Source organism: Pedobacter sp. MR22-3, from assembly GCF_026240075.1.
Lineage (GTDB): Bacteria > Bacteroidota > Bacteroidia > Sphingobacteriales > Sphingobacteriaceae > Pedobacter.
In genome coordinates, this window is record NZ_JAPIVF010000007.1 from 1 (window position 1) to 22,570 (window position 22,570).

Genomic DNA, 22,570 nt, shown 5'->3' on the forward strand with positions numbered 1-22,570 from the left:
AGTAACACTTCCACCACCTAAAAAAGTATTCTGGCTGAATATACCTCCCTGAGCACCTACACTCCAGGTTCTTAAAGGTTGTTTACCAAATCTACCAGAAGTAGTTGGTGTTGATTCTTGTGCAAATAATTGTGATGATAATCCCAATAATGCAACCAACATTGCTGATTTTGTAATTCTCGTATTCATTTCTCTATTTTATATTTGTTAAACAGTATTTTGATCCTACTGTTTTGTCACTAGTTAGAAAAAACCTTGCCAAAGTCGAAATAATACGTCAATCATCAAGCAGTCAGAAGATTAGAAGGTAAAATTAATTACACAAGAATGTTACATTAAGATTAAGTTTAGGTTATCGGATGTATAGTTTTGTATACAATTTAGCATTTAGCCAATTATTTGAAGATAGAAGATATGTGCTGCTGGAGGATTGTCTATAACCTTAATTTAGCAAAGAAATCCCAGAAAACAATTCCGGCAGAAATCACAATATTGAAAGAATGTTTGGTTCCAAACTGCGGAATTTCAATACACTCATCAATTTGAGCCATTACTTCATCACTTACACCATCTACTTCGTTGCCAAAAATTAAAGCATACTTTTTACTTGGATCTGGTTTAAAGGTATTCAGCATCGTACTGTTTTCAGCTTGTTCAATGGCAACAATTTCATATCCCAGTGTTTTAAGCTCCTCCACCGCAGAAACGGTATCCGGGTAATGAAGCCAGTCTACCGACTGTGTCGCTCCAAGTGCAGTTTTTTCAATTTCACGGTGTGGCGGTTGTGCGGTAATGCCACATAAAATTACTTTTTCTAAAGCAAAACCATCTGCCGTGCGAAATATGGAACCCACATTATGCATACTTCTTACATTATCTAAAACCACAACCACCGGCAATTTTTCCTGTGCCTTAAATGCCTCAACATCCGGGCGGTTTAATTCATCTAATTTTAATTTTCTCATGCTCATCTTTGCCGTGCAGAGGTAAATCATCTTTCACGGCATTATCTAAATATTGAATTTTAATTTAAAGTTTTAGCGGGCCGCTACCAATTTCACTGATATAGATTGCAGCTGGGTAACCGATCCGCTCTACATAAAAATCTGTAAGTTTTTTGGAAAAGTCTTCCTCAAAACCCCTTTCAAGAATTGCAATTGCACATCCACCGAAACCAGCACCAGTCATCCTGGCACCAAGCACATGTTCATCAGTTAAGCAGTAATCAACCACAGCATCCAGTTCCATACCGCTAACCTCATAAAGCGTTCTGAGCGATTGATGAGAGGCATACATCAAACGACCAAATTCTTTCAGATCGCCATGATTCAATGTTTTGACCGCCTGATGCACCCTGTCATTTTCTTTAACTACATGAGTGGCACGGTTCAATACTATTTCATCTTTAATTAAATGACTGTGCAAGGCAAATTTTTCTGCAGTCAGTTCACAAAGATAATGAAGGGTAATTTCCTCATTCAATAAATTTAAAGCCTTCTGACATTCCGCCACACGTTCATTGTATTTGGAGTCTGCAAGTTCCCTGGGTTTATTGGTATTGATAATGGCTAAAACATGGTTTCCTAAGTCCAGATCAACCATTTTATATTTCAACGTTTCACAGTCTAACACGATGGCTTGATCTTTTTCACCAAAGGCCACAGCAAACTGATCCATAATGCCGGAGTTTAAACCAATGAAATCGTTTTCTACGTGTTTGGCCATCTTCACCAGATCAAGCTTATCGTATCCCAGGTTGAAGTAGTCATTTAAAGTAAATGCGGTAGCCATTTCAATGGAAGCGGAAGAGGAAAGGCCAGAACCAATTGGAATATTTCCAAAAAAAAGAAAATCCAGTCCGGGAATTTCCTTGCCATCTTTAAGAAATTCATTGATAATACCTATCGGATAATTTGCCCAATGGCCTCCCTCTTTGTCCTGTACTTCAGCACTTTTAACAGTTATTTTTTCTTCAAAATTTAAACTCTTCAACCGGTAAGAATCTATTTCATTTGTTGATATAGCCAGCCAGGTTCCCATTGTGATGGCACAAGGCATCACTAAACCACCATTATAGTCAATATGTTCGCCAATTAAATTTACACGTCCGGGAGTAAAATAAACTGCATCTGCAATTTTGTTGTATTCTTCAGCAAATTTTTGTGCGAGTTCAATTTTCATTTGGCTAAAAATATTTATTAAAAGCGAGTAATAATGGTATGTTTGTTTCAGAAACAAAAGCCCTAAGTTACAATTTATGAGCGTTCAGCAAATATCAACTGGTAAATTTATTGATGGTGAGGAAGTATTCGCCATTGAACTCACCAACAGCAAAGGCACTTACGTGAAAATATTCAATTATGGTGCAATTATTAATCAATTCATCGTCGAAAATATCAATGGCGAAAAACAGGATATTGTGCTTGGATTTGATACGCTTGAGCAATACACTGATCCTGAATATTTAAAAGAATACCCTTACATAGGTGCTGTGATAGGAAGATATGCCAACCGGATTAAAGATGGTAAATTTACTGTTGGTGCCGAAAATTATCAGCTGGCCCTGAATACTGCTGACAGCACCCTGCATGGTGGTTTGGTAGGTTTTGATAGAAAAGTATGGGATATCATCGAGATTGAGGAAGACCAGAACGCAGTTACCCTGCAATATGAAAGTATAGATGGTGAGGAGCATTTCCCGGGAAATTTAGTTGTCGATTTAACCTTTCAATTAACTGAAAATAATGAATTGATTTTAAGTTACGAAGCTGAAACCGACGCTGCTACTCCGATAAACTTAACCCATCATGGTTATTTTAATCTGTCGCCAACAGGTGGAAATGTCAGTAAACATCAGCAGCAAATCTTCGCTTCAAATTGCCTGGAGCAGGATGAGGGTTATTCTGTAACCGGAAAATTGATCCCTGTTGCAGGTACACCCCTTGATTTTACGTCGATAAAAGAGATTGGCAAGGATTGGAACGAAAGCACCGGATATGATCAATCTTTCGTATTGGATAAAATTTATGGCGATCTCTCTCTAGCGAGCAAAACAACAGAAATGCAAAGCGGTTTAACTTTAAGTGTTTATACGACAGAACCCATTGCACATTTATATACCGGCAAGTATTTAGAGGTGAAAAACGGAAAGGGTGGAAGAGACTATGGAAGTTTTGAGGGCTTTTGTGTAGAAACCCAGCATCATCCCAACGCGGTAAACATTCCTTCATTTCCAAATACCATTCTGCAACCGGAGGATCTGTATACACAAACCACTATTTATAAAGTTTCATTAAACAAATAAAATATGTTTACCAAAGAAGATATTCACGCAGCAATATCCAGGATTAAAAGTGGATCAGATTTTCCTCAGTTTATTCAAGAGCTTAAGGAAATGGGGGTAATAAGGAATGATGTATATGTTTCAAACGGATTATCTGCTTACTTTGCCAGCGAAGAAGAGGTGTTACAGATTAGTCCTGAAGAATATCCTGATTTGGTGATTAGCTTAGAACCTTCTGTAGAAAAGTTGAAGCATGCGTTGAAGATCCATCAAATCGGAGAAACAGGTTTCATTTCGTTTTGTGAACATGCTGCAGATGCCGGCGTGGAAAAATGGATTACAGATTTGAAAGATATGACCTGCACCTATTATGATACAGCAGGGAATGAGCTGGTTAAAGAAAAAATATCCGCTACCTGATCATATGATTTCCAAAATGGCTGTATCATCAATTTGAAATGTAATACAGCCGCTTTTATCACTTGATATCTTCCTGTTAAATCCGCTCCAAAACTAACCTGATGGCCTGATCTACAATTTGGTTTGGCGTCTGACTAAACTCAAATTTAACCCTGCTGGCCAGGATCGCATTGATGGATAAAGCCTGATGTCCGAGGACTTTAGCCAGGGCATAAATTCCGGCAGTTTCCATCTCAAGGTTGGTAATGCGTTGCTGACCGTTATTAAAGCTGTTGATGAGTTTAATAAAATCCGGGACTGCATTTTTTGCTCTGACCATTCTCCCCTGTGGTGCGTAAAAACCGGGTGCAGTCATGGTGATGCCTTGAGGCAAACCTTTTCCGATTGTATTTAATAATGTTTTACTGGCAGATGTGAGGTATGGATTAACTTTCTTAAGATGACTAAAATGCAATTGAACTGCCGTCAGCAATTCGTTTTCTTCTGCTGATGGTTCGCTGAGGTAAAAATTCATTAAGGCATCCATACCCAGGCCATATGAAGAAGCCAAAATGGTTCCCATGGGAAGATCTGGCTGAACAGCCCCTGAAGTACCCACTCGGATAATATTAAGTGAGGTTAATTTTTCTTTAACCTGCCTGGTATTAAAATCGATATTCACCAGTGCATCCAATTCATTGAAAACAATATCAATATTATCTGTGCCGATACCTGTAGAAATGACCGTAATCCTCTTTTCTCCAACATAGCCCGTATGGGTAATGAATTCCCGTTTACCCTTTTTGTATTCTATGCGATCAAAGTATTTACTCACATCGCTCACGCGGTCAGGGTCACCCACGGTGATGATATTATCTGCTATATCACCCGGTAATAAATTTAAGTGGTATATGCTACCGTCAGGATTAATAATTAAGTCGCTTTCTGCAATTTTCATCATGTTTGGGTTTTAAATGGTTTGCAGGTATTTTAGTTTTATATTGTCTATCTTTTCAAATCTACCTAAAACCTGGTTTAAATGAGATTTTCTAACTTCAAATTTAAGGCTGCAACTGGTATCAAACTGTTGTGCTAAAATCTTCAGGTTTTCATCTTTTACCAGCTTCATAATGTCATTCATTTGCAGGTGATCAAAACAGACCTCATACACATCGTTTACAGTATTAGTTATAATTTTACTTTCCTTAACTACTTCTAAACAAGCGTTTTTATAAGCATTAATTAAACCTGGCACTCCTAATAATGTTCCGCCGAAATACCTGACTACCACCACTAAAATATTTGTCAGGTCTGCTGATAATAAACAGTTCAGAATCGGCCGGCCAGCTGTTCCCGATGGTTCGCCGTCATCATTGATTCTAAAGACTGAACGATCAGGCGTTAAACGATAAGCATAGCAGAAATGATTGGCTTTACCATGCTCTGCTTTAAGTTTTAAGATAATAGGCTTCACTTCATCTTCCGATCGGATTGGATAAGCATAAGCCAAAAATTTACTTCCCTTATCACGGAAAATACCCGCTGCAGTACCTTCTATCGTTTTATAAGCATCATCGAATAACATTTTGTGATAAAGTAATAAATATAACAGCCACTAAGGCCAAAAAGATGCCAATGTAATTTAATTTGCTCAACTTCTCCTTAAAGATGATAATTCCGATTAAGCTGCCCACTACAATTACCCCCATATTCATGGCCGCAAACACCGTAGATGGATTTTCAGATAATGCCTTATGTGCTTTCATGTAAAATAAAATGTTTCCAAAATTAAAGCAGCCTAAAATTAGTCCGCAGGCCAGGTTAACCAGTTGTAATTTGGTTTTTTTGGTGATGACCATAAAAAAGACCAGCAAAATTGATACAATAAAAGCCAATGCAAAAACAGTAAAAAGCGAAGTGGTGTATGGCAAGGCTTTGTAAAGTGCAATTTGTTTAAACAATACATCAATAACACCAAAACCAATAAAGACTGCAATAGGATAAACCCACTGTTTGGATTGTGCTTCCTGATCTGATTTACGGATAAAGGTTAAAATAATGGCCAGAAAACCAATTGCTAATCCAATAATTTTATATTCGTTAAATCCTTCTTTAAAAATAAAATAAGCAGCTAAAACAGGAATGAATAATGATAAGCGTTGCGCTATATCAGTTTTAACAATGCCTAGTTTTTTTACAGATGCAGCCAATACCAGAAAGATAGAGGGGAGCAGGATGGCAAGTGTAATATAAACAGGCCATGGTGCAGATGTGCCAAGCAAATGTACATCAGGCTTAAAAAATAAAAAACAAAGCGTTAAAGCTGTAAAATAGTTAACAGTTACCGCTTGAATGATATTAATCTGATACCGCTTAGCCAACTTTAACAATACAGCCACAGTAACGCTGCAAAGAACACTTAAAATGATGTATATCATTTAATTAAATTATTTATGTAAATAGAAAGTTGATCTTTTTGAATCTGAGTCTGCTCTACCAGGTTGCCGTTAATTGCGGGTGAAACTACACCTTCATGCCAGCTGTTGGATGAGGTGAAAATCCGTGCTTCATCCCAAAGTCCGGCTTCCAGAAACTGCCGGAGAATTTGCGCGCCACCTTCGATAATAACGGATTGGATATCCATCAGGTAAAGCTGAAAAGCTATTTTTTGTGCGAGGTAAAAATGCATATCTTCCATTTGGATGTAGTGAATATTTTCGACCACATCTGTTTTAACCTCATTAAAAATAATGGTTTTAGCTGCTGCGTTATAAACATTATTTGATAAAGGTATTTGCAGATTCTTATCAATTACCAAGCGGATCGGGTTTTTCCCTGGAAACTCCCTTGAAGTAAGTTGAGGATTATCCATTAATGCGGTTTGTTTGCCAATCAAAATGGCATCTTCTTCCGTTCGCCACTGATGTGCCAACCGTTTAGCTAAAGCACCACTAATCCATTTCTGGTGACCATCTTTAGTGGCAAAATAGCCATTGGCAGTTTCTGCCCATTTTAAAATGATATATGGTCTTTTTTGCTCGATTCTGGTGAAAAACCTGCGGTTGAAATAGCGGCATTCTTCTTCCAAAACCCCGCTGACAACTTCAATACCTGCATTTTTAAGTTTTTCAATTCCTTTGCCATCTACACCATCAAAAGGATCACGGTTGCCAATTACCACTTTTTTAAGCTGATGTTTTACGAAAAGATCAGCACACGGCGGTGTTTTCCCAAAATGTGCACAAGGTTCCAGGTTAACATATGCAGTTGCCTTTTTAAATAAATCTGCAGCTTCGTCTCCAAACCTTTCAATTACATTTCGCACGGCATTAGGCTCTGCATGGGCCTGACCATATTGCTGATGATAACCCTCGCCAATAATTTTTCCTTCAGCTACGATAACACAGCCTACCATGGGATTGGGGTTAACATGTCCAATGGCCTGGGCCGCTAACTCCAGGCATCTTTTAAGATAAAATGCATCGCTCATTGTGGCAAAAGTAGTAAAAATGATCGATCGATTAGATGAATGTAGAAATGTTATGGTTGCAATTCTGTAATTTTACGCCCAATGAAAATAGGAGCATTAGCAGCCCACTATAAAACTGAACTGGAATTGATGTATGGCGGGGAGGAGGCGGAAGCTTTATTCAGTTTATCTGCAGAACATGTATTGGGCTTATCGCCGGTAAAGTTACGCATGGCGAAGGATAGTACACTTCGTTTTGTTGAACAACAGAAGTTATTAAGCATCCTGAACGATTTAAAAATCGGCAAACCCATTCAGCATATTATTGGGCTGGCACATTTTTATGGCAGCGTATTAGAGGTGAACAAACATGTTTTGATTCCCAGGCCTGAAACGGAAGAATTGGTAGACTGGATTATCCGGGATCATGCCGGAATAAGTAGGCCAGATATCCATATATTGGATATCGGCACAGGTTCTGGCTGCATCCCTGTTTCCTTAAAAAAATACCTGCCTGATGCCGTGGTGACCTCCATAGACATTTCTCCTGAGGCCATTGCGGTTGCTGCAAGAAATGCCGAATCCATTGGTGTGCAGGTAACGTTTGTAATGGCTGATGCGTGTAACTATCATACAGAACAGAAATTTGATATCATCGTGAGCAATCCACCTTACATCAGGGAACTGGAAAAAAGCGAAATGCATGCAAACGTTTTGATGCATGAGCCACATCTGGCTTTATTTGTGACTGATGAAAGTCCTTTGGTTTTTTATGAAGCCATTGCCGAACTAGGTAAGAATAATCTCCAGCATAATGGCGCATTGTATTTTGAGATCAATGAATACCTGACTAAAGAAATGTTGAATATGTTAAACGACAAAGGGTTTACCAACATTGAGTTAAAAAAAGACATGCAGGGAAAAGACAGGATGATCAAGGCTAAGCTCTCGGATGAAATTGTGTAATTACTTCATGTAAATAATCGCGGTCAATATGCGTATAAATTTCGGTAGTGGTGATGCTGGAATGTCCAAGCATTTCCTGAACTGCCCTTAAATCTGCCCCGCCTTCTATTAAATGTGTTGCGAAAGAATGCCTTAAAGTATGTGGACTAATGGTTTTCTTCAATCCTATGGCTGCCGCCAGGCTTTTAATCAGGTTAAAAATGGAAATCCTGGACAGTTTAGCGCCAAAACGATTTAAAAAAATAAAGTCCTCGTTTCCTTTTTTAATCTTCATGTGCACCCTGATCTGATGCATATAAATATCGAGCAGTTTCAAGGCCACACCTCCGATAGGAACTAAACGTTCTTTGTTTCCTTTTCCAATCACTTTAATAAATTCAATTTGCGGGTAAAGATTGGAAATTTTCAGTTCTGTCAACTCCGTTACGCGTAAACCACAACCATATAACACTTCTATAATCGCCTTGTTACGCATACCTTCCGGCCGGGAGGCATCTATAGCATCTATCAGTTCATTGATTTCATGAATATTCAGCGTGTCAGGAAGTTTCCTGCTTAATTTTGGTGCATCAATTAACGTTGCCGGATTATGGGTAATCAGCTCTTCCATCATGAGGTAAGTAAAAAAAGCCTTTAACCCTGAAATCACACGTGCCTGTGTACTGGCCAGCATGCCTAAATCATTTAACCAGGATAAAAAAGCCTTTAAATCGGCCACTGTAACCTCATTTAAACCGGGTGCCTGGTGGATGGATTCATAATATTGGGTGAGTTTACTGATATCACCCAGATAGGCTTCCACTGAATTGCCTGAAAGCGATCTTTCTAGTTTTAAGTAAGACCTGAAACCTTTAATATATGAATCCCACACAGTGTATAAATTTAATGGATTTGAAAACAGAAATGATACTCCATTTTAAATCCAAAGATAGTATGAATTGCTGGAGTCGTCGTATTCAATATAATATAACGAATAATTTTATTAGGATTCCGTATAATTGCAATTCAATAAGTGTGGGAGATAAATAATATTAGCTTTACAAGCTCCACAAGATAATATCAGCATGAAAGTACAAATTATAAACGGTCCCAATTTAAATCTGTTGGGTGTTAGAGAACCTTCTATTTACGGTAATACCAGTATTGAAGATTATGTTCAGGAATTAAAAGCACAATATCCGCATATTGAGATAAATTATTATCAAAGCAACGTAGAAGGGGAATTAATTAATAAGCTTCATGAGATTGGATTTAGTTTTGATGGAATCATATTAAATGCCGGTGGCTACACACATACATCGGTTGCTCTGGCAGATGCTATTGCCGCTATTAAAACGCCAGTGGTTGAAGTACATATCTCTAACATTTATGCTCGCGAAGAGTACCGGCATATCTCTTTAACAGGGAAAAATTGCCAGGGTGTATTAACAGGTTTTGGAATGAATGGCTATCGTTTGGCTTTGGAAAGTTTAATCATTAAAAAATAGTTGCCTGTAATAAAAAGTTTTTTTCCTTTGATAACAACTTGAACTTTACCGATCTATAAATTTAACTGTTAATTCAAATTAGAGAATGATTTGATTTTTTTTATAAAAAAGGCCCATACCACACTATTATTATAAACTCCGGCGTGTTGTATGTATGGTTTCTGATGCAATTTTCGCTTGGTATTCGTTTTATTGATTGATTTGATAAAATGCCAGTGTCCTTTACTTACCGCTAAGGTAAATTTAGGCTTTCCGCTGAGCAGGAAGTGCCACCAGGCAATAAAATCAATACACATCCTGATCGCAATCCTGAAAATGGCATCAGTTGCAGGGAGGTTTTTCTGCATAATGATCAGGTTATTTCTAAAATTAAGATAGGTTTTAAATGGGTTTTCGGTTTGTAAGGTACCGCCACCTACATGGTAAACTTCAGCATCCGGACAATACATGATTTTATAACCCAGGTTTTTCAATCTCCAGCAAAGATCAATTTCTTCCATATGGGCAAAAAGGTCGGCATCCAACCCGCCGGTTTCTTTCCAATATTGACTTTTAATAAAAAAAGCAGCACCACTTGCCCAGAACACTTCTGAATGTTCATTGTATTGTCCGCTGTCAAATTCATAAACATTAAATAAACGACCACGACAAAAAGGATAGGCATAGATATCCAGGTAGCCACCAGCCGCACCGGCATATTCAAACTGCTCTTTATTCAGCTGCCATTTGATTTTAGGTTGTGCCGCCGCAATTTTAACATCGCTTTCCATTATAGAGATAACCGGCTTAATCCAATTGGCAGTGACTTCCACATCCGAGTTTAGGAGAATGTAATAATCAGCTGATACGCGCTCCAGTACCTTATTATAGCCACCTGCAAAACCATAATTAATATCATTCTTTAAAATTTCAACCGTGGGGAAATGCTCCTCTAAGAAAGAAATGGAATCATCTGTAGAAGCATTATCGCCAACAATAACCTGCAGGTTATCATATTCAGAGCGTAATACTCCAGGCAAAAATTTTTCCAGAAATGCTTTTCCATTCCAGTTTAAGATCACAACGGCTACAGCGGGATTCATTGACATTATTCAGGTTTAAATTTCCAGCGTTTGTGGCTCCAAAGCCAGTATTGAGGCTGTTCTTTAATAATATTTTCTAAAAATTTGAAATGCAGGTTTGTAATTTCATAATCTTTCATTGCTGAAGGATTTAAACACATAGGCAGCACTTTGACATGGTAGTAACCTTTTTTTACAACGGTTACCTTAAAAAAATAAATCGGTCTGTTTGTCGATTTTGCAATCTTTTCTACGCCCAGCAAAGCCGCGGTGGACTGATGTAGAAAATCTACGAAATACCTGGTTTCCTCTCTTGTAGGTGCCTGATCACTGGCAAAACATAAAAGGGTAGGTTCATTCTTATACGCAGCCATACCTCTTAAGGTTTGTCGCATCGCGATAAAAATATTGCCGTATTGTGTACGGATTTTGCTAAACCATGATTCAAATATTTTACTGCTCATGGGTTTATAAATCACCAGTGTTTTGGCAGATAGGTTTAGGCCCAGGGCGAGCGTTCCCAGTTCCCAGTTTCCATAATGACCGGTACAGGCCAGCACACTCTCACCAGCTTTGAAATGCTTTTCCAGATGTTCCAAACCTTCAAAAGTGACTCTTTTCAGGGTCTCCTTTTTTGAAATGGTAGTCATTTTTACAATTTCGAAAATGAGTTCAGATAAAAATCTAAAGAATTTTTTTTCAATTTCAATAATTTCAGATTCAGATTTTTCGGGAAATGATTGCCTTAAATTCCCGCGAACCACTTTTTTTCGATAGCCGATAAGGTAATAAAGCAGATAATATAGTAATCTTGCAAAAAAAAAGAGCAGGGGCAGAGGCAGCAGCGAAATCAGAAATAAAAAAAATACGCCTATATGCGCAAATCCTCTTTTAATCATTATTTTTAAAACGTTTCAGCTACAAACATAAATCTTCAAATGCAGAATACAGCTATACTTCCATTATTTTATCTTCCGCCGGTAGGCTATTTTAGTTTATTGCAAAAGGTGGGGCAGGATTTTTTAATTGAAAAAAACGAACACCTGGCGAAACAAACCTACCGTAACCGGGCCAGTATCTATTCGCCCAATGGTAAGCTGGATTTAACTGTTCCGATCATTAAAGGGGCTAAAAACCATACTAAAATGAAAGATGTACGCATCAGCTATGATTTTAAATGGCAGCGTTTACATTGGCTCAGTTTAGAAACCTGCTACCGGAGTTCTGCCTACTTTGAATTTTATGAGGATGAGCTGGCACGTTTCTATCATGAAAAATTTGATTTCCTGTTTGATTATAACCTGGAATTACTGGCCTGGTTAAATAAAAAATTGAAACTTCCTTTCGAACTCGAAGTAACATCAGATTATCAGGATGATATTCCTGCTGAACTGGATTACCGGGGCATGATGAATCCGAAGAAAGCTGAACTGCAGGCAAACAATAAGCCTTATTATCAGGTTTTTGAAGACAGGCATGAATTTTTGCCAAATTTAAGTATTGTAGACCTGCTGTTTAATCAGGGTCCGCAGGCCAAATTATATCTGTAATGGGAAAAAGTAAACCACGCAACCGGCATAAACATTATAATGTACCTGTTCCAGGCACCAGTCCGGGGCTGTATGAAATTGATGATAATGCGTTAAAACCTAAAATAACACTGCATACCTATCATGAGGGAACCTATAAAAAGGAAGAATTACCCCACATCAATAACATCGACCAGCTGGTTAAGAATAAAGATTTTTATTATTGGTTTGATATAAAAGGCCTGGGAGATCCGAATATTTTTGAAACACTTTTTGAAAAATTCGATATCAGCAGGTTGGTTTTAGAAGACATTACCAATTCTTACCAGCGGCCAAAGCTGGATGAGTATGATAATGATAAATACTTATTTGCAGTAAGCAGGCATTTATATTTAGGAGATGAAGATGTTTTATGCAATGACCAGGTCTCCTTTATTTTGTCAGAACGCACCCTGATCACCTTTCAGGAAACTTATGCAGATTGTTTCGAACCGGTAAGAAAACGATTGGAAGTGGGGAAGGGCAATATCCGGATTGGCGGCAGCAGCTACCTGATGTATGCCATCATGGATGTGATTGTAGATAACTATTTTACCTTACTTAATTTCTGGGGAGAAGAATTAGATGCCATTGAAGATCGGCTTTATGATCATCCTGATAGAAGAATCATGTACGATACGCAGGCCATCAAGCGATCGCTGATCACCATCAGAAAAGTAGCCTGGCCGGAACGGGATAAACTCAATGATATCATCCGGACCGATAGCGCCTTGATTTCTGATTTAACCAAGACCTATATGAAGGATGCCTACGACCATTGCATCCAGATCATTGATTTTATAGAGTCGCTGAAAGAGATTGCCTCTGCAAATATTGATATGAACTTATCCATCACCAGCAACAGGATGAATGAAATTATGAAGGTGCTCACCATTATCTCTTCCATTTTTATTCCCTTAACCTTTATTGCCGGTATTTATGGAATGAACTTTAGTCGCGAAGATCCGGTCACCGGGAAAATTCTGCCACACAATATGCCCGAACTGTATAGTCCGCATGGTTATTTATGGACCTGGATTGTAATGGGGGTGATTGCTTTGGCGCAAGTCATTTATTTTTGGCGTAAGGGCTGGTTTAAATAAAAACACTGCATCCAACGTTAATTAATAATTTGTAAAATCTGATCAGGTTAAACATTCTGATGCTGCATTTCATTTGAATAATGCTTGTGAGTGGACATCAAAAGTTGAAAACCATTCGCATGATCTCTGAAATGATGGGCAAAGAATAGGTTTTAAAAACTTTTTATTAGTAGCTTTAGAAAGTTTTAGGTTAGGTTATAAATGCAGTCATTCGAAATTGATAAAAGCGACGTACTAAAGGTTAAAAATGCAATTTTAGCTGGTGATGAAATCTTAAAGGCGGTTTTAGATGATTATCATGCCTCTGAAATTGCCATACTTTTTGAGCGTTTAGATCAATCTGAGCAGCAGCATATTATTAACCTCCTTCCGGCAGAAATTGCATCTGAGATTATCTCAGAAATGGATGAGGAATCTCACCCTGAGAATTTACTTTTTCAGCTTCATCCGGATAAGCGTACAGAAGTAATCGAAGAACTGGATTACGATGATGCCACAGACATTATCTCGCAACTGGAAGATCACGAGCAAAATGAAATTCTGGAAGATCTGCAGGATGAACATGCTTCGGAAATCAGAAACCTCTTAACTTACGATGAAAAAACGGCTGGTGGTTTAATGAACACCGAGCTGATCTGCGTAAACATTAACCTCACTAAAAAGGATGCAATCGATGAAATTATCCGCCAGAGTGAGGAGATGGAAGAATTTTATACCATTTATGTCGTAGATGATGAGGACATTTTCAGGGGGATTGTTTCTTTAAAAGATATTATTAAGGCCAGGCATAATGCTAAAATTACCGAACTGGTTAAAATAGATGCGGTTTATGTGCATCCCGATACTGATCAGGAAGAAGTAGCCAACCTGATTTCTCAATATAACCTTACCAGTATTCCGGTAATTGATGAACATCAGAAATTACTCGGTAGGATCACCTTCGATGATGTGATCGATGTTATGGAGGCAGAAAGTACGGAGGATATCTTAAAGATTTCAGGGGTATCAGAAGATGAGGAATTAAGCGGGAATTGGGTGGAAGCTGTAAAATCGCGCTTGCCCTGGCTGGTAATCAATTTGGGGACAGCATTTCTTGCTTCATCGGTTGTGCGGTATTTTGACCCGACCATTCAGCTCATTCCTTCACTTGCGGCCTATATGACCATCATTGCCGGTATGGGTGGAAACGCTGCCACACAGGCACTTGCCGTTACTGTAAGGCGTATCTCCCTTTATGACCTGACGGATAAACAAGCGTACAGAACGGTATTAAAAGAGTTTACCGTTGGTTTAATCAATGGTGCCGTAAATGGCTTAATTGTATTTGTATTTGCCGTTTTTTTTGATGGCAATCCGATGCTGGGGGTAGTGATCTTCCTTGCCATGACGGGTAACCTCCTTATTGCAGGTATAACAGGTGCCGGCATTCCGTTAATTTTAAAACGGGTGGGAATTGATCCGGCTATTGCATCTTCCATCATCATTACTACCTTTACCGATGTTTTTGGCTTCATGCTGATTTTAGGCCTGGCCAGTAAACTTTTATTATAGATGATCAATGAAACTCTGATCCAATGAAAACGACGAGACACAACCGAAGCAAATAAGAAATCCTCGAAATTTATAACCGGCCATTTCTGGATCTGGTTTATGAAGCAGCTACCATCCACCGGGAAAATTTACCTGCTGGTAGAAATGACATGAGCACTTTAGAACAAGCATTTTGCTTTATGACCGGTGCCAGTTCCATTTTTGCAGGAGACAAATTGCTAACTACACCTAATCCTGCTTTTATTGATGATATGGCGATGTTTGAACTCTTAGGGTTAAAAACACGTGATGCGTTACCCACAAAAAGTCTCGACAAATCGGTATTGATTTGTCGAGACTCACATCAACTATAATAAGAGTGAATTGCTTATACGGCTGTTACCCTTACCTCAATATTGCCTTTTACAGCTTTAGAGTATGGACAAGCACGGTGAGCCTTATCTGCAATAGACTGAGATTCTTCCAGCGTAATGCCCGGGATATGAACATCCAAATCAGCAGATAATGCAAAAGCATTCCCGTCCTTATTAAACGAAACCAACACCTTAACATTTGCTTCACTTACATCTACGCCCTCACGTTCCGCAACAGAACCCAATGCGCCCAGGTAACATGGTCCCCAGGCAGCTGCAAATAGTTCTTCCGGATTTGTAGCACCACCCTGGCCACCCATTTCCTTTGGCTTTCTTAATTCAAAATCTAAAATTCCATCACTTGATTTAACGTGACCATCTCTGCCGCCTGTAGCTGTAACTTCAGCTGTATATAATTTTTCCATGATAAAATATGTCTTTGTTTTTAAATCTAACAAAGCATTGCGGCCATTGTTTGAGCCGCTCAGAATGGGGTACGTCGTTGAAAAGATGCAAGACCTTCTTTTTCAGAAGGTTTACCACTGGAAGTGCGCTGCAAGGAAATTATATTTTAATCTTAAAGGTCAGCTTATAAATATCATAGGCCACTTTCTGTATCAGATCAAATTGTTCCGGAATCAGGTCCTGTCCCTGATGAATTTTAAAACCGGTATCTGCCATTCTGATCAGTGGTACATTATCTAAGGTACCCTTATTTTGCTCCAGGTTTTCAATCGCCATATCAAATAGGTATTCCGTATTATTTGACATTGGCTTCAGGGCATCGAAACTCTCAAAAGTAAAGGCATGTTCTTTATTGTATAAGGATAATGTAGCCACGTAGGAAGACAATAAATGGTTCAGCGTGGTAAACTGGTGCACCTCTTTAATAAAAAGCTGTTTACTTTTAGGTTCAGAAAACATGCGCTGAAAGAGTGAGGCCAGGTTTGCTGTACTCACATAAACCTCTTTTCTGGCTAATTTATAATCTGTTCTGCTGTAGTTTTTTTCAAAATACAAGCCAGCCACCTGTTCATAATAAGCCTTGTTTGCCTTGATGATATTCAACATGGCTTCTTTTAACTTTTCACGCTCCCAGGTAGGGAATAGGGAATAACTTGCCAAAAGGGCTATGCCCGAACCAATAAAGGTATCGTAAATGCGCTCCCTTGCGAGCGCAATAGAACCCATGCCAAGAAAATCAAATAAGATCAGGATATAGGGCGTCATAAACAACACACTCACTACATAGTTTTTCCTTTGGAAACTATAACTGCCGATCATACAGATCAGCAGGATAAAAAACAGGGTATGGCGGTCATCAATATAAGTCAGTACACCCATCCCTATAAAAGCGCCTACGGTAGTGCCAATTAAGCGCTGATAATTGCGCTCTTTTGTTAAACTAAAGCCAGGTTTGGAAATCACCAGAATGGTTAACAGAATCCAGTAACTATGCGAAAAATTCAGGATTTCAGCCACCACAAAGCCCAGGAGCATCACTACTGTAACCCTCAGCGAATGCCTGAAAGTGGAGGAGCTGTAAGTTAAGTTTTCTGTAAAAAGTTTAAAATCGAATTTCTGCCGGGTGATAAACTTTTCAGTATCTACCTCCGCTTTGCGGATATCCTGACTCGTTCTTACCTTAAAGTAACTGAAGATCGTTTTTACCCGGGCCAGAATATTTTCGATGTTTACCTCAATATTTTTAAGTGCAATGATGCCCAGTGTATTATATTCCTGGTTGACGTTATTCTTTTCCAGTTCATTGATCTTAATTTTAAGCCTTTCAATCTCAATTAACAACCTTTTAGAAAGCACTGGTTTCCCACCACTTTTCAGGGCAAAAGCAATATCATCCAGCGCATAGGAGATCCGTTTGATGGCCATCTCATAATCTTTTAAAATCCCGGCTTTATCAAATTGTTCATGCAAATGTTCGTAATTGTAATAAGTTGACATGACCTGTTCAAAAAGGTCAACCATATCTACAAAAACCAACAACAAAAACCGGCCTTCCGGACTTGAATCACGAACAATTTCCCTCGTCCTGAACAATAATTCACGAACGGCATCCTGTTTCTCATGAACAGAAACCTGCAATTGAAGCAGTTCTGCGTAGGTTTTATCGTAATTGGCATGCTGATGATAAAATTTTGCCTTTTCTCTTAAAAATTCGGCCACCTCAAAAATAGAATCACTTAAAGATTGCTGCACCAGGCGGAAAGGGCGAAGTCTGTAAAAAAAATAGCTTAGTCCGGTATACCAAAGGCTTCCCGCCAGCACCATGAAGGCATATTTGAGCACTTCCTGCCAGGGGCGAAGATCATCGATACTTAAGACAATAATCAACAGAACAGCTGTACCCACAGATGCTGCACGAATGCCATAAATGTAAAACATTGAAAATACAAAACTCGAGACAGCAAGCAGGAAAGCGACAAAATACTCACTTTTATTGGTGAGGCCGGTTAAAATAGAAAACACAAAAATTAAAACGGTTGTAACCAGCATGGCATTGCGCCGGTGTACCATTGGACCCGGACTATCCACAATGCTCACACACAAGGCACCTAAAGATAAAGTCATGCCATATTTCAGCATGGAAAATTGCGCCAGGATAAGTGAGGGCAGGAGCACGCCCATGGTAATGCGCAAACCATCGGCAAAATATGTACTCAATAAAAAATCCTGAATATTCCGGATGGGTTGCCTGATCTGCATGTTACAAAAATAACATTATCAACAGCTTTTTGTTGGCGGAAAATGAAGTTTTTTGAGGTTTTCGATACTGCATTCAGGCACTTTCAGAACCGACAACATTTTCCATATCTATAATGTAAAAATGGTCAGAATATGATTTATGAAGTGAACGGTCATGATGACATATTTATGTCAATCGCATTTATTCCAGCGCTTTCTTAATCAGATCCTGCGCCTTATGAAAATGATTTAAAGGCCCCTTACCATTTCCCGTTTTAACATCAGCACCTGCGCTGATGGCTTCCTGCACAAAACTTTTCGCCCTTTGAATAGATTCGGGCAGATCATGGCCTAGCGCAATAAAAGCAGCAATGGCGGCAGAGAGCGTGCAGCCTGTTCCATGGGTATTTGGTGTTTGGATTGCCATTGAGCGGAAGGTTTTTTCTGTACCATTCTGATCAAGATAAACATCATAAAGGTCTGGTCCTTTCATATGGCCTCCTTTAATTAACACGGCTTTACATCCCGTTTGAAGGATACGTCTGGCAGCCTGTATCATATCATCAATGGTGTGGATTTTTATGGCGGCTAAGATTTCAGCTTCATCGATATTTGGTGTAACCAAATGACTTAAAGGAAATAATTCCCTTTGAAGGACTTTAATGGCGTCATTTTCGATCAGCTGAAATCCACTGGTAGATACTATGACCGGATCCAGGATGACCGGAATTTTTGGATAAATGCTTAAAATTTCTGAAATGGCATATACTTGAGCTGCATCAGGAATAATCCCGATTTTAATAGCTGAAGGCTGAATATCTTCCAATACAGCGATGACTTGTCCCTGAACAATTTCTGCCGGAATGGAATGGACTGCCGAGACACCTACAGTATTCTGAACGGTAACCGTGGTAATCGCAGAAGTACCATAGCACCCAAGCGCACTGACTGTTTTGATATCTGCCTGTATTCCAGCACCGCCACCACTATCTGATCCGGCAATGGTAAGTATAGAAACATACTTATAGCGCATATCCATCAATCCCATTTTTTACAGTAAAAATTTCTCCTTTAAAGAATGGCTTAACCATGTTTACCGCCATCTTGCTCCGCTGCCCTGTCTGGCAGATGAATACCAGTTTCTGATCAGCCGGAAATGTTGAAAGATGTTCGTGAAGATGGTATAAGGAAATATTTATGCCCCCAATGTTAAATTCTTCGAATTCGTAATCTTCACGCACATCAACCAAAAAAACTTCTGCTGGTGTTGCAGCTTGCCAGTTTTTAAGGCGGTTTATCGAAATTTCATGTTTCTCTCCATCATCCGGATTATTTTCAGCCGCTAGCGGCATGGAGCTGTTTTGCTTTTGCGTAGCAATGTTAAAGATATTCACGCTGCAATCGAGTGCGTTCATGGTGAGCAACCTGCCAGACAATGTTTCACCAAAGCCGCAAATCACCTTAATTGCCTCATTGGCCATTAGGGTACCGACGATACCGGGCAGCATACCGATTACGCCCACTTCATTACAGTTTGGTACTTCCCCTTCAGCTGCAGGCTCTTCAAAAATATCCCGGTAATTTGGTCCCTGCTGATGATTGAATACAGAGACCTGTCCTTCAAACTTATAAATAGAACCAAAAACCAGGGGTTTATTTGCAGATACGCAGGTATCGTTCACCAGGTATCGTGTAGGGAAATTATCTGAACCATCAATAATCAGATCATGGGAACTGATTAGCTTTTGTGCATTAGCCGCTGTTAACCTTTCCTGGTAGGCAGTAATTTTTACCAAGGGATTAAGCTGCGTTAATTTTTCCCTGGCGGTTAGTGCTTTGGGTTTACCTACATCTGCAGCAGCATATAAAATTTGACGGTGCAAATTGGTTAATTCAACCACATCATGGTCTACAATGCCAATATTGCCCACGCCGGCAGCTACCAGATATTGTAAAACCGGGCATCCCAAACCACCCGCACCAATCATCAATACTTGCGCAGCCTTTAATTTTTCCTGTCCATCCATACCTAATTCAGGTAAAATCACCTGCCGCTGATATTGTTTCAGTTCCTCTTTCGTAAGCATATTTGTTAATTAAGCTAAGCAATTATCCCAATCTTTCCATACGGCTTCGTACCCTTGTGCAGTAATGAGGCGGGAAATTTCGGCTGGACTTCGTTCATCACTGATTTCAAACTGCTCGAGTGATTCTGGTGCAACGGTATAGCCGCCAGGATTGGTTTTTGAGCCGGCACTGATGGACGTAATGCCAAGTTTAATAATGTTGTTCCTGAACGCTGGCGATTCACGGGTAGAGATAGACAGTTCTACTTCTTCATTAAACAAACGGTAAGCACAGATCAGTTGTACCAGTTCCCGGTCGTTCATTTCTACCTTAGGCTCCAGTCCGCCGCTGTAAGGGCGGAGTCTTGGAAAAGAAAGGCTGTACTTACTTTGCCAGTATTTTTTTTCGAGATAGTTGAGGTGGAGTGCTGTAAAAAAGCAATCTGTACGCCAATCTTCAAGACCGATCAATACACCAAGTCCCATTTTATGAATGTTTGCTTTACCCAGGCGGTCTGGTGTTTCCACTCGGTATTTAAAATTTGATTTTTTCCCTTTAGGATGGTGCTTTTTATAATCTTCCTGGTGATAGGTTTCCTGGTAAACCAAAATCGTATTTAAACCAAAGGGGATAAGTTGCGCATAGTCTTCCTCATCCATGGGTTGTATTTCCATAGAAATGTGCGCAAAATGCGGGCGAATGAGTTGCAGTACTTTTTTAAAATAATCTACATGAACATTCACGTTATCTTCACCGGTAACCAGCAGCACATGTTCATAACCCATTTCTTTAATGGCTGCCACCTCCTGCATCACTTCCATCATGGAAAGTGTTTTACGTTTAACCTTATTGTCATAACTGAAACCACAATACGTACAGATATTGTTGCATTCATTCGATAAATATAGCGGCACATACATTTGCAATACTTTACCAAAACGTTTCTGGGTTAATTGCTGACTTATCTGTGCCATTTGCTCCAGGTATGGTGCAGCAGCGGGTGAAACCAATGCTTTAAAATCTTCCAGCGTTCTTTTGGACGAGGATAAAGCTTGTTCTACATCGGCCGGAGTTTTGGCATAAATACTGGCTTTGGTTTCATTCCAATTATACGTATTGAAAAGATCAGTAAAACTATTCATCTAAAAAAGCGGTTAGGGGACTGCTGGCGACAGCATGTGAAACAGGTAAGGCTAATTTGGCTTCGAAAGCCATACGTCCGGCCGCTACAGCCATTTTAAATGCGGCAGCCATTGATGTAGGGTTAGCAGAGACGGCAATGGCTGTATTAACCAATACTGCATCGGCGCCGATTTCCATTGCCCGGGCAGCGTCAGATGGTGAACCAATGCCGGCATCAACAATCACCGGGACATTGCTTTGGCTGATGATAATTTCTAAAAAGTCGATGGTTTTTAAACCTTTGTTACTTCCTATGGGCGATCCCAGCGGCATTACTGCAGCAGTACCGGCATCCTCAAGGCGCTTACACAAAACCGGGTCGGCATGAATATAGGGCAACACGATAAATCCTAACTTAGCCAGCTCTTCAGTTGCTTTTAAGGTCTCAATAGGGTCGGGCATCAGGTATTTAGGATCGGGATGAATTTCCAGTTTGATCCAGTTGGTTTCCAGTGCTTCACGTGCCAGTTGAGCGGCAAAAACAGCTTCTTTAGCATTTCGGACACCAGAAGTATTGGGCAATAAATTGATATGGGGATACTTTAAACGAATTAATAAATCGTCATTTTCGTTGTTTCTGACATCCACCCGTTTGAGGGCTACGGTAACCAGTTCTGAGCCAGATGCGAGTAAGGCTTCTTCCATTAATGCAGCAGAACTGAATTTTCCGGTGCCGGTAAACAATCGTGAACTGAAGGTTTTATCTGCAATTTTTAGCATTGTTTTATCATTAAGCTTCTTTTAAAAATGCATTGTTGATTTGTGCATACATTTCCAGCACCATAGTTGCAGGATCAATGGCATGGGTAATGGCTCCTGAAACGGCTACACCATACAGGCCTGTTTGAATAATGGCATTGATATCATCCAATTGAATACCACCAATGGCAATAACCGGTATTTGAATGTTGGCGTGTTTGATCTGTTTAATGATTTCGGTATAACCTTCCAAACCCAATATCGGACTAAGTTTTTGTTTGGTTGCCGTGAAACGGAAAGGCCCCAGACCAATATAATCTGCCTGTTCAGCAACACGCTGGATAACGTGTTCAAAAGTGTTTGCGGTACCGCCGATGATCATGTTTTCACCCACTATTTTTCTGGCTGTCCTTATCGGCATATCCTCTAAACCCAGGTGCAAACCGTATGCACCTGACTCTAGGGCAATTTCAGGATGATCGTTTACAATCAGTTTAGCACCATAATCATCGCATAACGCAACAGCATCTAAAGCATAAGGTAAGATCTCTGCCTTCGGTTGGTTCTTTACCCTTAATTGAACCCACTTTATACCCGCTTCAAGTGCGGTTCTTATTGCCGTAAGGTGTGTGCCTTTTTCAGGCTGCTGTGAAATGTAGTGCAATCGGTCAATCATTTC

At 39.5% G+C, this 22,570-nt stretch carries 24 protein-coding genes and 1 pseudogene; 8 read left to right on the plus strand and 17 right to left on the minus strand.

Features of this window, described 5'->3' with window-relative positions; genetic code table 11:
- The 3 genes and pseudogenes from OQ267_RS17830 to OQ267_RS17840 all read right to left on the minus strand — a co-directional run.
- A pseudogene (locus tag OQ267_RS17830) lies at positions 1 to 189 on the minus strand (OmpA family protein); the annotation flags it as partial.
- Positions 190 to 434: 245 nt separating this feature from the next.
- Entirely contained in the window at positions 435 to 965 is a 531-nt protein-coding gene (locus tag OQ267_RS17835) for an RNA methyltransferase (RefSeq protein ID WP_265818290.1), read from the minus strand.
- 64 nt (positions 966 to 1,029) lie between these two features.
- Positions 1,030 to 2,181: a galactokinase gene (locus tag OQ267_RS17840; RefSeq protein WP_265837287.1), complete on the minus strand. Its 1,152-nt coding sequence runs from the start codon at positions 2,179 to 2,181 to the stop codon at positions 1,030 to 1,032.
- A gap of 76 nt (positions 2,182 to 2,257) precedes the next feature.
- On the opposite strand from OQ267_RS17840, the gene OQ267_RS17845 reads away from it, so the two are divergent.
- Entirely contained in the window at positions 2,258 to 3,304 is a 1,047-nt protein-coding gene (locus OQ267_RS17845; protein ID WP_265837288.1) for an aldose epimerase family protein, read from the plus strand.
- Positions 3,305 to 3,307: 3 nt separating this feature from the next.
- Entirely contained in the window at positions 3,308 to 3,703 is a 396-nt protein-coding gene (locus OQ267_RS17850; RefSeq protein ID WP_265837289.1) for a DUF1398 domain-containing protein, read from the plus strand.
- 76 nt (positions 3,704 to 3,779) lie between these two features.
- Here the strand turns inward: OQ267_RS17850 and OQ267_RS17855 are convergent, their stop codons facing one another.
- From OQ267_RS17855 to ribD, 4 genes are read right to left on the minus strand one after another with little or no spacing between them, the layout of a single operon-like run.
- On the minus strand, positions 3,780 to 4,640 hold the full coding sequence (locus OQ267_RS17855) for a nucleoside phosphorylase (protein WP_265837581.1): 861 nt from the start codon (positions 4,638 to 4,640) through the stop codon (positions 3,780 to 3,782).
- 12 nt (positions 4,641 to 4,652) lie between these two features.
- Complete coding sequence (locus tag OQ267_RS17860; protein WP_265837290.1) at positions 4,653 to 5,267, minus strand: IMPACT family protein; 615 nt, start codon at positions 5,265 to 5,267, stop codon at positions 4,653 to 4,655.
- A complete protein-coding gene (locus OQ267_RS17865) occupies positions 5,254 to 6,120 on the minus strand; it encodes a DMT family transporter (protein WP_265837291.1) in 867 nt (288 codons plus the stop codon). The genes OQ267_RS17860 and OQ267_RS17865 overlap by 14 nt, the downstream gene beginning before the upstream one ends.
- Positions 6,117 to 7,172: a bifunctional diaminohydroxyphosphoribosylaminopyrimidine deaminase/5-amino-6-(5-phosphoribosylamino)uracil reductase RibD gene (gene ribD, locus OQ267_RS17870; protein WP_088301813.1), complete on the minus strand. Its 1,056-nt coding sequence runs from the start codon at positions 7,170 to 7,172 to the stop codon at positions 6,117 to 6,119. The genes OQ267_RS17865 and ribD overlap by 4 nt, the downstream gene beginning before the upstream one ends.
- Positions 7,173 to 7,253: 81 nt before the next feature.
- On the opposite strand from ribD, the gene prmC reads away from it, so the two are divergent.
- On the plus strand, positions 7,254 to 8,117 hold the full coding sequence (gene prmC / locus OQ267_RS17875; protein ID WP_088301812.1) for a peptide chain release factor N(5)-glutamine methyltransferase: 864 nt from the start codon (positions 7,254 to 7,256) through the stop codon (positions 8,115 to 8,117).
- On the opposite strand, the gene xerD is transcribed toward prmC, so the two are convergent.
- A complete protein-coding gene (gene xerD / locus OQ267_RS17880) occupies positions 8,092 to 8,988 on the minus strand; it encodes a site-specific tyrosine recombinase XerD (protein ID WP_265817896.1) in 897 nt (298 codons plus the stop codon). The genes prmC and xerD overlap by 26 nt on opposite strands.
- Before the next feature lie 193 nt (positions 8,989 to 9,181).
- Between xerD and aroQ the strand changes: the two genes are divergently transcribed.
- A complete protein-coding gene (aroQ, locus tag OQ267_RS17885; RefSeq protein ID WP_265837292.1) occupies positions 9,182 to 9,604 on the plus strand; it encodes a type II 3-dehydroquinate dehydratase in 423 nt (140 codons plus the stop codon).
- A 68-nt stretch (positions 9,605 to 9,672) separates the two neighbouring features.
- On the opposite strand, the gene OQ267_RS17890 is transcribed toward aroQ, so the two are convergent.
- On the minus strand, positions 9,673 to 10,686 hold the full coding sequence (locus tag OQ267_RS17890; protein WP_416348672.1) for a glycosyltransferase family 2 protein: 1,014 nt from the start codon (positions 10,684 to 10,686) through the stop codon (positions 9,673 to 9,675).
- A gap of 5 nt (positions 10,687 to 10,691) precedes the next feature.
- On the minus strand, positions 10,692 to 11,564 hold the full coding sequence (locus tag OQ267_RS17895; RefSeq protein WP_265837294.1) for a lysophospholipid acyltransferase family protein: 873 nt from the start codon (positions 11,562 to 11,564) through the stop codon (positions 10,692 to 10,694).
- A 39-nt stretch (positions 11,565 to 11,603) separates the two neighbouring features.
- On the opposite strand from OQ267_RS17895, the gene OQ267_RS17900 reads away from it, so the two are divergent.
- The 4 genes from OQ267_RS17900 to OQ267_RS17915 all read left to right on the plus strand — a co-directional run bounded on the left by OQ267_RS17900 (position 11,604) and on the right by OQ267_RS17915 (position 15,240).
- Positions 11,604 to 12,215, plus strand: a complete 612-nt coding sequence (locus tag OQ267_RS17900) for a WbqC family protein (protein ID WP_088301808.1) — start codon at positions 11,604 to 11,606, stop codon at positions 12,213 to 12,215.
- Positions 12,215 to 13,336 (plus strand): magnesium/cobalt transporter CorA, encoded by a 1,122-nt coding sequence (corA, locus tag OQ267_RS17905; RefSeq protein WP_172406524.1) that lies wholly within the window; start codon positions 12,215 to 12,217, stop codon positions 13,334 to 13,336. Before OQ267_RS17900 ends, corA begins: the two co-directional genes overlap by 1 nt.
- A gap of 201 nt (positions 13,337 to 13,537) precedes the next feature.
- Complete coding sequence (gene mgtE / locus OQ267_RS17910; protein ID WP_088301807.1) at positions 13,538 to 14,887, plus strand: magnesium transporter; 1,350 nt, start codon at positions 13,538 to 13,540, stop codon at positions 14,885 to 14,887.
- 113 nt (positions 14,888 to 15,000) lie between these two features.
- Positions 15,001 to 15,240 carry a hypothetical protein gene (locus OQ267_RS17915; protein ID WP_265837582.1) on the plus strand — a complete coding sequence of 80 codons (240 nt, stop codon included), beginning with the start codon at positions 15,001 to 15,003 and terminating at the stop codon, positions 15,238 to 15,240.
- A gap of 14 nt (positions 15,241 to 15,254) precedes the next feature.
- Here OQ267_RS17915 and OQ267_RS17920 read toward each other — a convergent pair whose 3' ends face one another.
- The 7 genes from OQ267_RS17920 to OQ267_RS17950 all read right to left on the minus strand — a co-directional run bounded on the left by OQ267_RS17920 (position 15,255) and on the right by OQ267_RS17950 (position 22,567).
- Positions 15,255 to 15,665, minus strand: coding sequence for an organic hydroperoxide resistance protein (locus OQ267_RS17920; RefSeq protein ID WP_029285029.1), 411 nt, complete (start codon positions 15,663 to 15,665; stop codon positions 15,255 to 15,257).
- Positions 15,666 to 15,804: 139 nt separating this feature from the next.
- A complete protein-coding gene (locus OQ267_RS17925; protein ID WP_265837295.1) occupies positions 15,805 to 17,964 on the minus strand; it encodes an FUSC family protein in 2,160 nt (719 codons plus the stop codon).
- Positions 17,965 to 18,145: 181 nt separating this feature from the next.
- The gene (gene thiD / locus OQ267_RS17930) at positions 18,146 to 18,982 is read right to left on the minus strand and encodes a bifunctional hydroxymethylpyrimidine kinase/phosphomethylpyrimidine kinase (protein ID WP_265837296.1); all 837 of its coding nucleotides are present in this window, start codon (positions 18,980 to 18,982) and stop codon (positions 18,146 to 18,148) included.
- Positions 18,966 to 20,030 carry a HesA/MoeB/ThiF family protein gene (gene moeB, locus OQ267_RS17935; RefSeq protein WP_265837298.1) on the minus strand — a complete coding sequence of 355 codons (1,065 nt, stop codon included), beginning with the start codon at positions 20,028 to 20,030 and terminating at the stop codon, positions 18,966 to 18,968. Before moeB ends, thiD begins: the two co-directional genes overlap by 17 nt.
- Positions 20,031 to 20,039: 9 nt before the next feature.
- The gene (gene thiH / locus OQ267_RS17940) at positions 20,040 to 21,152 is read right to left on the minus strand and encodes a 2-iminoacetate synthase ThiH (protein WP_265837300.1); all 1,113 of its coding nucleotides are present in this window, start codon (positions 21,150 to 21,152) and stop codon (positions 20,040 to 20,042) included.
- A complete protein-coding gene (locus tag OQ267_RS17945) occupies positions 21,145 to 21,912 on the minus strand; it encodes a thiazole synthase (protein WP_265837302.1) in 768 nt (255 codons plus the stop codon). The genes thiH and OQ267_RS17945 overlap by 8 nt, the downstream gene beginning before the upstream one ends.
- 10 nt (positions 21,913 to 21,922) lie before the next feature.
- Entirely contained in the window at positions 21,923 to 22,567 is a 645-nt protein-coding gene (locus OQ267_RS17950; protein ID WP_088301801.1) for a thiamine phosphate synthase, read from the minus strand.
- Between the last annotated feature and the right edge of the window lie 3 nt (positions 22,568 to 22,570).